The following is a 13,739-nucleotide window of genomic DNA, read 5'->3' on the forward strand; positions in this document are numbered from 1 at the left end:
CGGCACCGGCTACCGGGCGTCGGGTAGCGGCACCGGCTGCCGGGTGTCGGGTAGCGGCACCGGCTGCCGGGACCGGTGACCGGTCGGCGGGACGGTCAGTACGCGCCGAACACGTTGTCGATCGAGCCGTAGCGCGCGGCCGCGTAGTTGCAGGCGGCGGTGATGTTCGCGACCGGGTCGTACGAGTCCCACGACGTCCCGTTGACGTGGTAGGCGCGGAAGGTCGGGTCGATGACCTGGAGCAGCCCCTTGGACGGGATGCCCGCGGCCGCGTTGGAGTCCCAGAGGTTGATGGCGTTGGGGTTGCCGGAGGACTCGCGGATGACGTTGCGGTAGATGCCGTTGTACGTCCCCGGGATGCCGTGCTGCCCCATGACCTGGAGGGAGGCGCGGATCCAGCCGTCGAGGTTGTTGGCGTAGCCGAGGCTGGTGGCGGTGGAGACGGCCGGGGTCGCCGCGGAGGCGGTGGTCGCCCCGAGGACGGGAAGGGCGAGCACGGCCGCGCCGGTGGCGGCGACGGCGAGCGTGCGGACGAAACGGTTGCGGCGCGGCTGAGCGGCAGCGGGCATGACGAATTTCCTCTCCGGCGCCTGCGAGGTGAGCTGTCGGGTTCGGGCGGGAGCTGCCCGGTCGCGTCCTGACGGACGCGGCTTGACCCCTAGCCGTAAGGCCTGCCCGAAACGTCTTGTGTATCCAAGACGTACGGAAAGTCCGTTTCGGCGACTTACCTGGTTCCCCCGCTCCTGCCGAGCGGTATCGGTGGGTGTGCGAGCGGCGGCAGGATTCGGCGTTCCGCCCGACAGGCCGGGAACGTATGCGAGAGCACATGTCCGGAACAAGTACCGGATTCACAGATCACCCCTATTGACCTTGGTCTGTGGCCTATGGGGTGCTTGATCCTTTGTGGGTGCAAACCTTCAACTTGCTTAAGGCGTGCGGAGAATCGGTGAAGGGTGAGGGTAGACCGGATCTTCGCGGGGAGTGAGCCAACTCACCAGCATCCACAAGAGCGGCGAATCGGGCATTCGCCCCAACTCCCTATTAATAGACCGATGGTGAATCAGTGCCGAATCGGTGGCGGGCCGACGCCGGTTCGATGGCGACCCGGCGCCGGTTCGACGGCGGGTCGACGGCGGGTCGACGGCGGGTCGACGGCGGGTCGACGACGGGGCGACGACGGATCGCGCAGAGGGGGGAGGGAGGTGGACGAGAAGGGGAGGGGATCGGAGGCGGCGAGAGGGGGTGGGGAAGGGGGGAGGGGGTGGAAGGGGAGTGGGGGGAGGCTGGAGGAAAGGCGGAGGGGGGCTGGAGGAGGGGGAGGGGTGAGGGGCGCGCCTGCCGTCGCGCTCGACGGGTCGCGGGGGGAACCTGAGAAGAAACGCGTGATCGTCGTCACGCGCAAAAGGGGTGCGCGGACGTTTCGGAGCGGCCGGCGGCCCGTCCGAGGACATGAATCTCCACTTCCCGGAAACTCTCTTCATGTCCGCTCATATGAGCTGATCGAAAACATTTCGGGCGTGATCCGACCGGGCCTGGCCTGCGGGGCACCTCTCGGGCGCCTCCTGGAGACCTCCCGGGCGAGCCCATTCGAGCCCGCGGGACGTGGGGGCTATCGGTGATCGAAACGTGACCGGATACGCTGACTTGAGTGATGGCAGAGACCTATCGACAAACCGCGTAATCGCCAGTAGACACCAGCAGACAGGAGACCCCTCGTGACCGTCGTCGGGCCGTTCGGGCTGAGCGTGCGGGACCAGGCTCTGGAAGCCGATGTCCAGGCCGGATTGGCGGCTGTCGAGGAAGGCTTGCTCGAGGCCACCAAGAGCGCGGTCCCGTTCATCACGGAGGCCGCCCAGCACCTCGTACGCGCGGGCGGGAAGCGGTTCCGGCCGCTGCTCGTGGTGCTCGCGTCGCAGTTCGGTGACCCGTACGCGCCGGGTGTCGTGCCCTCGGCCGTCGTGGTGGAGCTGACCCACCTGGCCACGCTGTACCACGACGACGTGATGGACGAGGCGGCCGTGCGGCGCGGGGTGTCCAGCGCGAACAGCCGCTGGGGGAACTCCGTCGCCGTACTCACGGGTGACTTCCTCTTCGCACGGGCCTCCCACATCCTGGCCGACCTCGGCCCCGAGGCGGTACGGGTGCAGGCGGAGGCGTTCGAGCGGCTGGTCACCGGGCAGATCCTGGAGACCGCGGGGCCGACGGACGGACGGGACCCGGTCGACCACTACCTCGACGTGCTCGGCGGCAAGACGGGCTCGCTGGTGGCGGTGGCCTGCCGGTTCGGGGCGATGATGTCCGGTGCCGACGAGACGGTCGTCGACGTGCTCACGCAGTACGGCGAGCGGCTCGGCGTGGCCTTCCAGCTGGCGGACGACGTCCTGGACATCGCCTCCGACTCGCACGAGTCGGGCAAGACGCCGGGGACGGATCTGCGCGAGGGCGTGCCCACGCTGCCCGTGCTGCGGCTGCGCGAGCGGGCGGCACGGCTGTCGCTGCCCGAGGACATCGCCCTGTGCGAGCTGCTGGACTCCGACCTGACCGACGACGCCCGGCACACCGAGGCGCTGGAGGCGCTCCGGGCCCACCCGGCGCTGGAGCAGGCCCGCCGGGACACCGTGCGGTACGCGAAGGAAGCGCGGTCCGCGCTGGCGCCGTTGCGGGAGTGCGACGCGAAGGCGGCGCTGCTGGAACTCTGCGACGCGGTGGTCCACCGGGCGGGCTGACCCCCGGGAACCCCTACGGGTCGGGTGCCGGCCCGTCACCTTCGTGTCATACCGCAGGCGTATGTGGAGTTGAGCCCTCGGGCTGACGCTTCTCCCTGGCCGATTTGGTCAGATGGGAACCACGGAAAACACCACTCCTCACCGATTCGGGTGAGAATGGCGGCTTGGGGTGGGGACGTTCAAGCGTGAGATGACCGGCCGCCGCCGACGACGGAGGTAAGGCACACATGGCACCGAAGGAATCCGACGACACCATGACCGGCGGGGAGCCGACCGCCGGAGAGGCCGACGACCTGCGCCTCGGACGGCGCAAGGCCGCGCGGTACATCGTCCCGGTCACCGTGATCGGTGTCGCGGCGGCGACGATCGGGCTGGTCCCGGCCCTCGCCGACTCCGGCGACCCCGACCTGCCGAAGATCACCGCCCAGCAGCTTCTCGACAAGATCGCCGCTTCGGACGTACAGCAGCTGTCCGGGACGGTGAAGATCAGCACCGATCTCGGGCTGCCCGACCTGGGCGGACTGGAGAGCGGGCTCCTCTCGGGGGCCGCCAAGGGCGACGACGGTTCGTCCGCCGACCCGTCCACCAAACTCACCGAGCTCGCCGCCGGCACGCACACCCTGCGCGTCGCCGCCGACGGCCCGGACCGGCAGAAGCTCTCGCTGCTGGAGGACGCCGCCGAGTACAGCGTCATCCACAACGGCAAGGACGTGTGGGGGTACGACAGCGCCTCCGACGAGGTCTACCACTCGACCGCCGACGAGAGCTCGGGCAAGGGTGCCGGCAAGACGGAGGCCCCTGTCCCCGCGACGCCCGGGGAGCTCACCGAGGACGCCCTGAAGGCGGTCGACGACACGACCTCCGTGACCGTCGACGGCACCGTGCAGGTCGCCGGCCGTGACGCCTACAAGCTCCTGGTCAAGCCGAAGCAGTCCGGTTCCACGGTCGGCGCGATCAGTGTGGCCGTGGACGCGAAGACGGGCCTGCCGCTGAAGTTCACGCTGACCCCGGCCGGCGGTGGCGCCGCCGTCGTGGACGCGGGCTTCACCCAGATCAGCTTCGCCGAGCCCGCCGCGTCCACCTTCGACTTCACCGTCCCCAAGGGCGCGAAGGTCACCGAGGGCGACGAGGTCGCAGAGACTGCCCCCGGGCACTCGGGCAAGCCCGACGACCTCGCGAAGGACCTCGAAGGCGTCGAGGGCGCGGAGGGCCTCGGCGGCCTCGGTGGCCCCGGAGGACTCAACGTGCTCGGCGAGGGCTGGACGTCCGTGGCCGTCTTCGACACCGGCGGCGAGGGCATGCCCTCGGGCGCGGAGGCCGGCGGCGACCTCGGCGGCTTCCTCGGCTCCTTCGGCGACAAGGTGACCGGCAAGTTCGGCTCCGGCACCGTCTTCTCCACCCGCCTGATCAACGCCCTGATGACGGACGACGGCAAGGTCTACGTCGGCGCGGTCACCAAGGACGCCCTGGTGAAGGCGGCGAACGCGGCGAAGTAGCAGCGGCCGACAAGGTGAGTCGACCGGTGAACCGACGGACGAGCCGACGGACGAGCGGATAGGTGAACCGAAAGGCGAGCCGATAGGTGATCCGGCGGGTGAGCCGACAGGCGAGCGGATGGGTGAACCGCCGGGCGAGCCGACAGGGAACGGATGGGAAGCCGATGGGGGAGTCAGTGCGGGGGTCCGTGCGGCAGCCCGAGCCCGAGCCCGAGCCCGTGCCCGTGCCCGAGCCCGTGCCGGAGCCTGCGGACGATGAAGCCGTCATCCGCACCCGCGCCCTCACCAAGCGCTACCGCGGCGGTCAGCTCGCCGTGGACGGTCTCGACCTGACCGTCCCGGCGGGCAGCGTCTTCGGCTTCCTCGGCCCCAACGGTTCCGGCAAGACGACCACCATCCGCATGCTGATGGGGCTCATCGAGCCCACGGCCGGCTCGGCCCGTGTCCTGGGACAACCCATGCCGCGGGCCGCCCGCGCCGTACTGCCCCACGTCGGGACCCTGATCGAGGGTCCCGCCCTCTACGGCTTCCTCTCCGGCCGTGACAACCTGCTCCGCTACGACGCCGCCGATCCGACCGCCGACCCGCGCACCCGGCGTGAGCGGGTCTCGGCGGCGCTGCGACGGGTGGGCCTCACGGCCGCCGCCGGCAAGAAGGCGAAGGCGTACTCCCTCGGTATGAAGCAGCGGCTGGGCCTCGCCGCCGCCCTTCTCCAGCCCCGTCGGCTGCTCGTTCTCGACGAGCCGACCAACGGTCTGGACCCGCAGGGCATGCGGGAGATCCGGTCGCTGATCCGGGAGCTGGCCGCGGAGGGCACGACCGTCTTCCTCTCCTCGCACCTGCTCGACGAGATCGAGCAGGTGTGCACGCACGCGGCGGTGATGGCACAGGGCCGGCTGCTCGTCCAGGGCACGGTGGCCGACCTCGCGGCGGGGACGCGCGGCCGACTGGTCGTGACGACCCCGGACCCGGCGGACGCGGCCCGGGTGCTGAAGGAGCAGGGGGCGGACGACGTGGTCCTCGGCGAGGACCGTGTGAGTGCCGAGGCCCCGCCCCCGGACCGCGATCTCGCCGACCTGAACACCGCGCTGGTGACGGCGGGCGTCCGCGTCCGCGGCTTCGCCGTCGAGCGGGCCTCCCTGGAGGACGCGTTCGTGGCTCTCACGGGGGAGGGATTCGATGTCGCCGGCTGACACGGTGGACGACCGGAACCAGGCACCGGCACCGGGACCCACGCCGGTGACACCGGTGCGGACGCCGGACCGGAGCCGGACCTGGATCTGGACCTTCGGGCTGCTCCGCAGCGAGGTGCTGACCACCTTCCGGCGCTGGCGCACCCTCGCGCTGTTGGGCGTGCTGGCGGCCGTGCCGGTCCTGGTCGGGATCGCCGTGAAGATCGAGACGAGCGACGGCTCGTCCGGCGGACCCGGCGGCGGGGGAGGGGGCGGAGGCGAGGGGCCGGCGTTCATCTCGCAGGTGACCAACAACGGCCTGTTCCTGGTCTTCACCGGGCTGGCCGTGACCCTGCCGTTCTTCCTTCCGATGGCGATCGGGGTCATCGCGGGCGACTCGATCGCGGGCGAGGCGAACGCGGGCACGCTCCGCTACCTGCTGGTCGCCCCGGCCGGCCGCACCCGCCTGCTGCTGGCCAAGTACGCGACCGTCATGATCTTCTGCCTGGTGGCCACGCTGGTGGTCGCGGTCTCGGCGCTGACGGTCGGGGCGCTGCTGTTCCCGATGGGGGACCTGACGACGATCTCCGGCACCCGGATCGGCTTCGGCGACGGGCTGCTGCGGGCACTGCTGATCGCCCTGGTCGTCGCCGCCTCGCTCACCGGCGTGGCGGCGCTCGGGTTGTTCGTCTCCACCCTCACCAGCAGTGGCATCGCGGCGATGGCGACGACGGTGGGTCTGCTGATCACGGTCCAGATCCTCGACCAGATTCCCCAACTGCACGCCTTGCAGCCGTACTTCTTCTCGCACCACTGGCTGTCCTTCGCCGACCTGATGCGCGAGCCGGTCTACTGGGACGACCTGCGGAAGAACCTCGGCCTCCAGGCCCTCTACGCGGCCGTCTTCGGCTCGGCGGCCTGGGCGCGCTTCACGACGAAGGACATCACCGCGTAGGCAGCACGGCGCTGGGCGGTACGGCGCTGAGTTGTACGGCGCTGGGCACAGGGCGTACGTCTCAGTGGGTCTCGTACAGGAAGCGGGCCGCCGGGGTCTCTCCCGCGAAGAACGTCTTGGCGCGCGTCAGCGCCTCCGTGTCCTTGAGGACGTCACCGGGCTTGCTGCCGTTGCCGAGCAGCACCCCGCCGAAGGACATCCGCAGGTGGGCGGCCGAGTTGTTGAGCGTGCCGACGAGCGGATCGGCGACCACGGGCTGGTCGTCCGCCAGCGCGGTCACGCCCCACAGGGTGCGCCCGGCGAGCGTCGCCTTGAAGTCGAGGCCGGGGGTGCGCAGCCAGCCCGACCAGTGGTCCAGGTAGCGCTTGGTCTGCGCGGACACCGAGTACCAGTACAGCGGCGACGCGATCACGATGTCCGTCGCGGCGAGCGTGGCGTCGAGCAGCAGTGCCGTGTTGCCCTCGGTGGGGCGGACGCGGCCGCTGTCGTGACGCTGGTCCTCGAAGTCGGGCAGCGGGTGCCGGGCCAGACTGATCCACGTCTGCTCGACGTCGGAGGGCAACTGCTCGGCGGCCGCGCGGGCCAGCAACTCGGTGTTGCCGTCCGGACGGCTGCTCCCCAGCACGAACAGGAAACTGCGGCGAGTCATGATCCATCCCCCAGGTAGTCGGCGTACGACGATAGTCTGCACCTGCATTATATGTGTGCGCAAGTACTTGTCGGGGGTGAAGGCAGGAGAAGTCAGGGACGACGGCAGGGGTCGGGCCAGGGGGAGGCTGGTGCCGCTGGTGCAGTTCGTGGAGCCGGTGCGGTTCTGGCGGCACTGGCACCAGAGGCACCAGTGGCGACCGTCAGTAGGGCGCTCTCCCTGCCGTGTGCCGCGACCATGTGCAGCCCCACGGGACAGCCGTCGGTGCCGAGCCCCGCCGGGATGCTGATCGCCGGATGCCCGCTCAGGTTGAACGCCCAGGTGAGCGCGGTCGAGAACCGGCTGCCCGGGCCCTCGTGGCCGTGTGCGGCGTTCGGCGTCGTCGGGGTCAGCAGCAGGTCGACGCGGGAGAAGAGATCGGCCAGCAGTCGGTCGTTGGCGGCCCGGACGTCTTCGGCGGCGCGCAGGTCCGCCCCGGGGGTGCGCAGCGCGAGCCAGGCCGGTGCGGGGTCCGCCAGCCGCAGGGGCACGTCGCAGGACGGCAGCAGCCGTACGACACCCGCCTCGGCGAGGCGCCCGGCGGCGGCACGGGCCAGGGCGAGCGGCTCGGGGTCGGGATCTGCGAATCCGAGGTCGGCGGAGAAGACGGCGACAGGCGGGACGGACCCCGCCGAGGGAGCGGGACCCATCACGGGAGCGGGATCCGTAGAGGGAGCGGGACCCGTCACGGAAGCTGGATCCATCGAGGGGACGGGGTCCGTCGGCGCCCTCGGGGTCATGACCTGCATGTACGCTTCCGCGTCCGCCGCGTGGTGTACGAGTACGCCGGGCGCCGCCAGTCCCGTACGGTCCCGGGCGGGCGATGCCGCGCCCCGCCCGGGTGACGGCCGGCGGTTCGTGGTCTTCAGGCCGATCACACCGCACCACGCGGCCGGGATCCGCACCGAGCCCGCGCCGTCGCTGCCCGTCGCCAGGGGGACCAGGCCGGCGGCCACCGCCGCGGCGGACCCGGCCGAGGAGCCGCCCGGCGTGCGGTCGGGGCGCCAGGGGTTGACGGTCCGGCCATGGGCGCCGAGGCCCCAGGTCTGCCACGGAGTACCGGGACCCGGCACGGCCGTCGCCCCCACCGGCACACATCCGGCGGCGATCAGCGGGCCCGCGGCGCCCAGCCCATGACGCCCCTTCACGCCGATCGGCACCCCGGCCAGCGGCAGCCGCTCGCCCGCGGCCACCCGGGCGTCGACCTCACGCGCCCACGCCCGCGCCCTCTCCTCCCACACCTCGGCGAAGGCGCACAGCGAACGGTCGACCCGCGCGATCCGGGCGAGCGCCTCACCGGCCGCGTCCACGGCAGACAGCCGCCCCGCCCGGACGGCCGCGGCGATCTCCACGGCCGGCGGCCACCCCAGGGACCCGGGTCTCACCGGCACCCCCGCGCCTGCTCAGCGGGCCCCGGTGAGCCGGGCCAGCGGTTCCGTCTCGCGCGGCGGGGTGCCGCCCAGTTCACCGAGGCGCCAGTTCGTCACCCAGGGGACGCGGTACACGTCGACGACCGATTCGATGACCCGCACCCGCTGGACGAGCGGCCGGGGCAGCCGTCCCGGCGCGTCCGCGACGAGCACCACCGCGTCCAGGTCGAGGCCCTGCGGAGCCTCGCCGCACCGGAAGACCTCCAGGGTCCGCAGGAGGGAGTCCAGTCCGGCCGCGTGGGTGCGGGCGACCAGCAACACGGACGGGGGATCGCCGGCGCCTGGCCACGCGCGTCCGCAGTCGTGGCCGCCGTAGACCGCGGCCAGGGTGGAACTGCCGGCCCCGCCGTGCGTGGCGACCCAGGAGAAGCGCCGGGGCGCGGCGGTGGAGGCGTACGGCACCGGTACCGGATCCGGTGCGGCCACCGGCCCGCGGATCCAGATCTCCGGCCCCCGCTGCCCGTCCGTCGTCCCCATGCCCCGTGATCCTCCCAGTCGTCGCCGTCCCTCCGGGACGCCCCCGATCCTGGTGGTCCCGGAGCTGCCCCGGTAGCGGGACGTGGGTTCCTGGAACGATGCTGTGACGTCGTGGTGACGCGTGGACCGGGAGCGCTCGGAGAGACTCAACAGTACGTGTCCGCGTACACGTACCTGGACGACCGGATCGTGACGACGCATCCGAGTGAGGAACCGATGTCTCGACTCAGCCGCGAGAAGAAGCGGGAACAGAAGTACGCCGGCCCCACGGCCGTCGTGGTGGCACCGCTCGACGTCCATGTCCGCGGGGGTGGGACGGCGACGATAGGCGGTGTCCCGGTCGTGGCGGCCGACGGCGAGGAGATCCAGCGCGCCGTCCTGAGTCACCTCCACCGCATCGCCCTCGCCACCGGGCACCCGGTCCTCGCCACGGTCCACGACGAGCGCATCGGTTACGTCGTCGCCCTGCGTGTGGACCCGGACGGTTCCAGCCATTTCACGGCGGATCCCCAGCGGACGGCCGTGGCTCCGTCGTCGGCGCCATCGGCGCCGTCGGCACGGGTGGAGACAGCACCGGACACGCGGAGCACCACACCCACCGACGCGTCCCCGTCCTCGGCGGGGTCAACGTCCCCGTCCGCTCCCGCCCTCGTCGGCCCGCCCGTTCCGGCTCCCGCCCCCGTCGACAGGCCCGTGCCCCCCGACCCCGTCGAGGGTCCTGCCCCCGTCGACTGGCCCGTGCCCGCCGACGCGCCCGCGTCGGCCGCAGACGAACAGTCCGCTCAGCCGCGACGCGACGAGCCCACGCATCTCCTGCGCCAGGTGCCCGAGCCGGTGCGGGACGCGGCGCCGACGTTCCCGTTGCGCGCGGTGCCCGAGCGGGACGCGGAGCAGGGAACCCGGTCGGCGCCGGAGTCGGCACCCGGATACGCGGCGGAGACCCCGGCGCCCGGCACGGTCACCGCTCCGACGGGCGTGTTCGGCCCGCCGCCGACGATGGACCAGCGGCCGAACCCGGACGCCCCCTCCCCCTCTGCCCCGGAGGCCACCTCCGCCTCTGCCCCGGAGGCGCTCCCCACCCCGACCGCGGCGCCGGCCCCGGTTCCCGCCCCGGCCCCGATCCCCTTGCCGCTCCCGACGGCGGCCTCCGGCGCCACCTCCACCACCAGGTCCGGTTCCACGCCCACATCGCTCGTCCCCCACGACTTCATCCCCGACTCGGCACTCGATCCGGACCCGGACCCGGGCCCCAAGCCCACCCCCGCCCGCGGCTTCGACGCCGTCGCGGAGGCGGTGCTGGGGGACGACCCCCGTACCCTCCACGGCGACGGCGGCACCCCGGCGCTCCTCGCGGAACCGCTCGCGCGGATCAACGAGGCCGTGCGGGCGGGCCGTACGGACACCGCGGCCGCTCTCGCGGAACGGACCGTGCTGGAGGCGTCCGCAACGCTGGGACCGGAGCACCCCGAGGTGCTCCGGCTGCGCGAACTCACCGCGTACATCGCCTACTTGGCAGGCGACCCGCTGCGCTCCTTCCACACCTCCCTCGACCTGGCCCGCATCCACCGCCGGACCCCGGACTCGGAGGCCGCGTACGGCAACGTCCAGAGCGCGGCCGCGGCCTGGCGCGCCGTACGCGACCCCTTGCAGGGACTGAACCTGGGAACCGAACTCCTCGGCCTGTGGACGGAGCTCACCACCGAGGAGGGCCCGGCCGCCGACGACATCGAGGAGCTGGAGTCGGCCCGCGCGCGCATGCTCAGACTGGCCGGACGCGCCCGGAAGGCGGGCGCGTAGCGACCGGCCCGCCGGTCAGGAGGACAGGGTCCAGACCGCGTACGCCAGCGCGTCCGCGTTGCGGTCCAGGGCCGTGTCGTCGATGTTCGCGGTCGTGTCGCAGGAGGAGTGGTAGCAGCGGTCGAAGGCCCGCCCGGCCGTACCGCCCCACTTGGCCGCCTGGGCCGCCGTCTTGAGGTAGTCGGCGCCGCTGAACAGACCGCCCACCGGCACGCCCGCGTTCTTGAATGGCGCGTGGTCGGAGCGGCCGTCGCCCTCGGTCTCGATCTCCGTGGGGACGCCGAGACCGGTGAAGTAGTCCTTGAAGGTCTTCTCGATGGCCGGGTCGTCGTCGTAGACGAAGTAGCCGGGGTTCGGCGAGCCGATCATGTCGAAGTTCAGATAGCCGCTGATGCGGGCCCGGTTCGCCGCGGAGAGGTTGTTGACGTAGTACCGGGACCCGACCATGCCCAGCTCCTCCGCGCCCCACCAGGCGAACCGCAGGTGTTTGGCGGGCTGGTAGCCGGCTCTGGACACGGCCAGTGCCGCCTCCAGGACGGCCGCCGAGCCCGAGCCGTTGTCGTTGATGCCGGCCCCTGCGGTCACGGAGTCCAGATGGGACCCGGCCATCACCACCCGGCCGGTGTCGCCGCCGGGCCAGTCGGCGACGAGGTTGTAGCCGGTGCGGCCGGAGGAGGTGAACTGCTGGATGACGGTGGTGTATCCGGCGGCGTCCAGCTTGGCCTTCACGTAGTCGAGCGACGCCTTGTAACCGGTGCGGCCGTGCGCGCGGTTGCCGCCGTTGGCGGTGGCGATGGACTGGAGCTGGGCCAGGTGGGCCTTGACGTTGGCCACCGGGATGTCGGGAGCGGCGGCGAGCGCCCCGGCCTCGGGGGCGGGCGCCGCCCCGGCTATGGACCCGGTGGCGAACAGTGTGGCGGCCGCGACGACGGCGGTGACCGTCGCCCGCCCGGAAACGGGGAGCTTCATGGTGGGGGGCTCCGAATTCCAGCGGGACACCCGTGGGCGACCGTCGAGCACCTGGACGCCCACAGGTAATCCACAGTGAATGGGGTGACTGGATGGTGGAGCCGGGGCCGACACTCCGTCAAGAGCGCTATCCGGACAGCGGTTTCACATATCGAAGCCCGTTGTGCCCCTCAATGCACGCAGAACTCGTTGCCCTCAGGATCGGCCATGACCACCCACTGCCCGGACGGCTCCTTCACCTCTCCGAGCACGCTCGCCCCCAGCGCCGTCAGCCGCCCGACCTCCCCGGCGCGCAGTCCCGCACCGGGATGCAGATCGAGATGGAGCCGGTTCTTCACGGTCTTCGCCTCCGGCACCCGCTGGAACAGCAGCCGCCGGCCCAGTCCGGTCCCGGTGTCGGGGTCGTACGGGTCGGCGGGATGACGTACGGCGATCAGGTCCCGGAAGGCCGGGCGGCCGTGGAACTCCAGCGTCGCCGCTCCCGGCAGCGCGCCGAGCTCCAGCAACCGCTCGATGAGCGCACTGTTGTCCTCGACCTCGTAATGCAGCGCGCCGGCCCAGAAATCGGCCTGCGCGTGCGGATCGGCTGAGTCGACGACGAGCTTCCAGTGCACGGGCGTGGGCCCTGCCTCGGGTACTCCAGATGTCTCGGTCATGCAGCCACTTCTAGCAGTCCCGCAGCGGGTCGGCCTCCCGCGCGCCGAACTCCGCGGGAACGATCGGACCGGACCGCAGCCTTCCGGTCCCGTCGATGCCGTTGAGCGGCAGTGACAGCGGTGAGGGCGGGCTACGGCTCGGCGCCGGGAGAGGGTTGCGCCTCCGGAGCCGGAGCGCCGGGCAGCCCGGAGACGGCGGTGACGCCGGTGACAGCGGTGACGCCGGTGACGGCAGCCCCGCCGAGGACGCCGGAGGCCACGCTCTCCGCCTTTCGAACGGCACCGGTCGTGCCGGGCGTGGCGGTCGAGCCTGTGGTGGTGGCCGAGCCGGTCCTGACGGTCGAGCCCGTCGTGGCGCTCGCGCCGATCGCCGCGCCGCTCGTGCCGGGCGGCACCTGGGCCCTGCTCTCGGCGATCGCCGGGCCGAGCGCGCGGGCGGCCCGGCGTGAGGTGCGCAGGGCGTCGCCGGTGAGCAGCACCAGCGCCAGCCACACCAGCGCGAACCCGGCCCAGCGCTCGATGGGCATGGCCTCGCCGAAGTAGAGGACGCCGAGCAGGAACTGGAAGACCGGCGCCAGGTACTGGAGCAGCCCCAGTGTGGACAGCGGCACGCGGATCGCCGCCGCGCCGAAGCAGACCAGGGGCAGTGCGGTGACGATGCCGGTGGAGGCGAGCAGGGCCGCGTGTCCGGCGCCCTCGGTGGCGAAGGTGAGGCCGCCGTGCGCGGACAGCCACAGCAGGTAGCCCAGCGCGGGCAGGAACTGGATGGCGGTCTCGGCGGCCAGCGACTGCACCCCGCCGAGGTTGACCTTCTTCTTCACCAGTCCGTAGGTGGCGAAGGAGAAGGCGAGGGTGAGGGAGATCCACGGCGGGCGGCCGTAGCCGATGGCCAGGACCAGCACCGCCGAGAAGCCGACGCCGACCGCCGCCCATTGCACGGGCCGCAGCCGTTCCTTGAGGATCAGCACACCCATGGCGATGGTGACCAGCGGGTTGATGAAGTATCCGAGGGACGCCTCGACGACATGGCCGCTGTTCACGGCCCAGATGTAGACGCCCCAGTTCACGGTGATGACGGCCGAGGCGATCACGACGAGCCCGAGCCGGCGTGGCTGGCGCAGCAGCTCACCGGCCCAAGCCCAGCGCCGTACGACGAGCAGCGCGACGGCGACGAAGGCGAGCGACCACACCATGCGATGGGCGAGGATCTCGGTCGCCCCGGCGGGCTTGAGCAGGGGCCAGAAGAGGGGGACCAGCCCCCACATCCCGTACGCCGCGAGGCCGTTCAGCAGGCCTGTCCGGCCCTCACTCTTCGACGTCCCGGCCATGGGCCCCTCCTTCTCACGTCAGGCATGCGTGGACGAAGGTAACGC

General features: G+C 72.0%; 12 protein-coding genes and 1 riboswitch. Of the genes, 5 read left to right on the forward strand and 7 right to left on the reverse strand.

The window, feature by feature from the left end; genetic code table 11:
- Window positions 1-95 precede the first annotated feature (95 nt).
- Window positions 96-569 carry a transglycosylase SLT domain-containing protein gene (locus tag QF030_RS24780; protein ID WP_307164835.1) on the reverse strand — a complete coding sequence of 158 codons (474 nt, stop codon included), beginning with the start codon at window positions 567-569 and terminating at the stop codon, window positions 96-98.
- Between the two features lie 3 nt (window positions 570-572).
- A riboswitch (cyclic di-AMP (ydaO/yuaA leader) is annotated at window positions 573-772 on the reverse strand.
- 943 nt (window positions 773-1,715) lie between these two features.
- On the opposite strand from QF030_RS24780, the gene QF030_RS24785 reads away from it, so the two are divergent.
- The 4 genes from QF030_RS24785 to QF030_RS24800 all read left to right on the forward strand — a co-directional run bounded on the left by QF030_RS24785 (window position 1,716) and on the right by QF030_RS24800 (window position 6,349).
- Window positions 1,716-2,726 (forward strand): polyprenyl synthetase family protein, encoded by a 1,011-nt coding sequence (locus tag QF030_RS24785; RefSeq protein ID WP_307164836.1) that lies wholly within the window; start codon window positions 1,716-1,718, stop codon window positions 2,724-2,726.
- A 227-nt stretch (window positions 2,727-2,953) separates the two neighbouring features.
- Window positions 2,954-4,222 (forward strand): LolA family protein, encoded by a 1,269-nt coding sequence (locus QF030_RS24790; protein ID WP_307164837.1) that lies wholly within the window; start codon window positions 2,954-2,956, stop codon window positions 4,220-4,222.
- A gap of 164 nt (window positions 4,223-4,386) precedes the next feature.
- Entirely contained in the window at window positions 4,387-5,415 is a 1,029-nt protein-coding gene (locus QF030_RS24795) for an ABC transporter ATP-binding protein (RefSeq protein WP_307164838.1), read from the forward strand.
- Complete coding sequence (locus QF030_RS24800) at window positions 5,402-6,349, forward strand: ABC transporter permease (RefSeq protein ID WP_307164839.1); 948 nt, start codon at window positions 5,402-5,404, stop codon at window positions 6,347-6,349. The genes QF030_RS24795 and QF030_RS24800 overlap by 14 nt, the downstream gene beginning before the upstream one ends.
- A 61-nt stretch (window positions 6,350-6,410) precedes the next feature.
- Here QF030_RS24800 and QF030_RS24805 read toward each other — a convergent pair whose 3' ends face one another.
- From QF030_RS24805 to QF030_RS24815, 3 genes are all read right to left on the reverse strand, one after another.
- Window positions 6,411-6,998, reverse strand: coding sequence for a flavodoxin family protein (locus QF030_RS24805; RefSeq protein ID WP_307164840.1), 588 nt, complete (start codon window positions 6,996-6,998; stop codon window positions 6,411-6,413).
- 92 nt (window positions 6,999-7,090) lie between these two features.
- Window positions 7,091-8,389 carry an amidase family protein gene (locus QF030_RS24810; protein ID WP_307164841.1) on the reverse strand — a complete coding sequence of 433 codons (1,299 nt, stop codon included), beginning with the start codon at window positions 8,387-8,389 and terminating at the stop codon, window positions 7,091-7,093.
- 51 nt (window positions 8,390-8,440) lie between these two features.
- Complete coding sequence (locus QF030_RS24815; protein WP_307164842.1) at window positions 8,441-8,944, reverse strand: DUF6668 family protein; 504 nt, start codon at window positions 8,942-8,944, stop codon at window positions 8,441-8,443.
- Window positions 8,945-9,160: 216 nt separating this feature from the next.
- On the opposite strand from QF030_RS24815, the gene QF030_RS24820 reads away from it, so the two are divergent.
- Entirely contained in the window at window positions 9,161-10,741 is a 1,581-nt protein-coding gene (locus QF030_RS24820) for a tetratricopeptide repeat protein (RefSeq protein WP_307164844.1), read from the forward strand.
- A gap of 15 nt (window positions 10,742-10,756) precedes the next feature.
- On the opposite strand, the gene QF030_RS24825 is transcribed toward QF030_RS24820, so the two are convergent.
- From QF030_RS24825 to rarD, 3 genes are all read right to left on the reverse strand, one after another.
- Window positions 10,757-11,710 carry a M28 family metallopeptidase gene (locus QF030_RS24825; protein WP_307164846.1) on the reverse strand — a complete coding sequence of 318 codons (954 nt, stop codon included), beginning with the start codon at window positions 11,708-11,710 and terminating at the stop codon, window positions 10,757-10,759.
- A 170-nt stretch (window positions 11,711-11,880) separates the two neighbouring features.
- Entirely contained in the window at window positions 11,881-12,366 is a 486-nt protein-coding gene (locus QF030_RS24830; protein ID WP_307164847.1) for a VOC family protein, read from the reverse strand.
- 131 nt (window positions 12,367-12,497) lie between these two features.
- Window positions 12,498-13,694, reverse strand: a complete 1,197-nt coding sequence (rarD, locus tag QF030_RS24835; protein ID WP_307164848.1) for an EamA family transporter RarD — start codon at window positions 13,692-13,694, stop codon at window positions 12,498-12,500.
- Between the last annotated feature and the right edge of the window lie 45 nt (window positions 13,695-13,739).

The organism is Streptomyces rishiriensis, assembly GCF_030815485.1.
GTDB classification, from domain to species: domain Bacteria; phylum Actinomycetota; class Actinomycetes; order Streptomycetales; family Streptomycetaceae; genus Streptomyces; species Streptomyces rishiriensis_A.

What these genes read in the sequence shown, in the direction of transcription:
- QF030_RS24780 (WP_307164835.1), bottom strand. Translation starts at nt 569, where the DNA reads ATGCCCGCTGCCGCTCAGCCGCGCCGCAACCGTTTCGTCCGCACGCTC.
- QF030_RS24790 (WP_307164837.1), top strand. Translation starts at nt 2,954, where the DNA reads ATGGCACCGAAGGAATCCGACGACACCATGACCGGCGGGGAGCCGACC.
- QF030_RS24795 (WP_307164838.1), top strand. Translation starts at nt 4,387, where the DNA reads ATGGGGGAGTCAGTGCGGGGGTCCGTGCGGCAGCCCGAGCCCGAGCCC.
- QF030_RS24800 (WP_307164839.1), top strand. Translation starts at nt 5,402, where the DNA reads ATGTCGCCGGCTGACACGGTGGACGACCGGAACCAGGCACCGGCACCG.
- QF030_RS24805 (WP_307164840.1), bottom strand. Translation starts at nt 6,998, where the DNA reads ATGACTCGCCGCAGTTTCCTGTTCGTGCTGGGGAGCAGCCGTCCGGAC.
- QF030_RS24815 (WP_307164842.1), bottom strand. Translation starts at nt 8,944, where the DNA reads ATGGGGACGACGGACGGGCAGCGGGGGCCGGAGATCTGGATCCGCGGG.
- QF030_RS24820 (WP_307164844.1), top strand. Translation starts at nt 9,161, where the DNA reads ATGTCTCGACTCAGCCGCGAGAAGAAGCGGGAACAGAAGTACGCCGGC.
- QF030_RS24825 (WP_307164846.1), bottom strand. Translation starts at nt 11,710, where the DNA reads ATGAAGCTCCCCGTTTCCGGGCGGGCGACGGTCACCGCCGTCGTCGCG.
- QF030_RS24830 (WP_307164847.1), bottom strand. Translation starts at nt 12,366, where the DNA reads ATGACCGAGACATCTGGAGTACCCGAGGCAGGGCCCACGCCCGTGCAC.
- rarD (WP_307164848.1), bottom strand. Translation starts at nt 13,694, where the DNA reads ATGGCCGGGACGTCGAAGAGTGAGGGCCGGACAGGCCTGCTGAACGGC.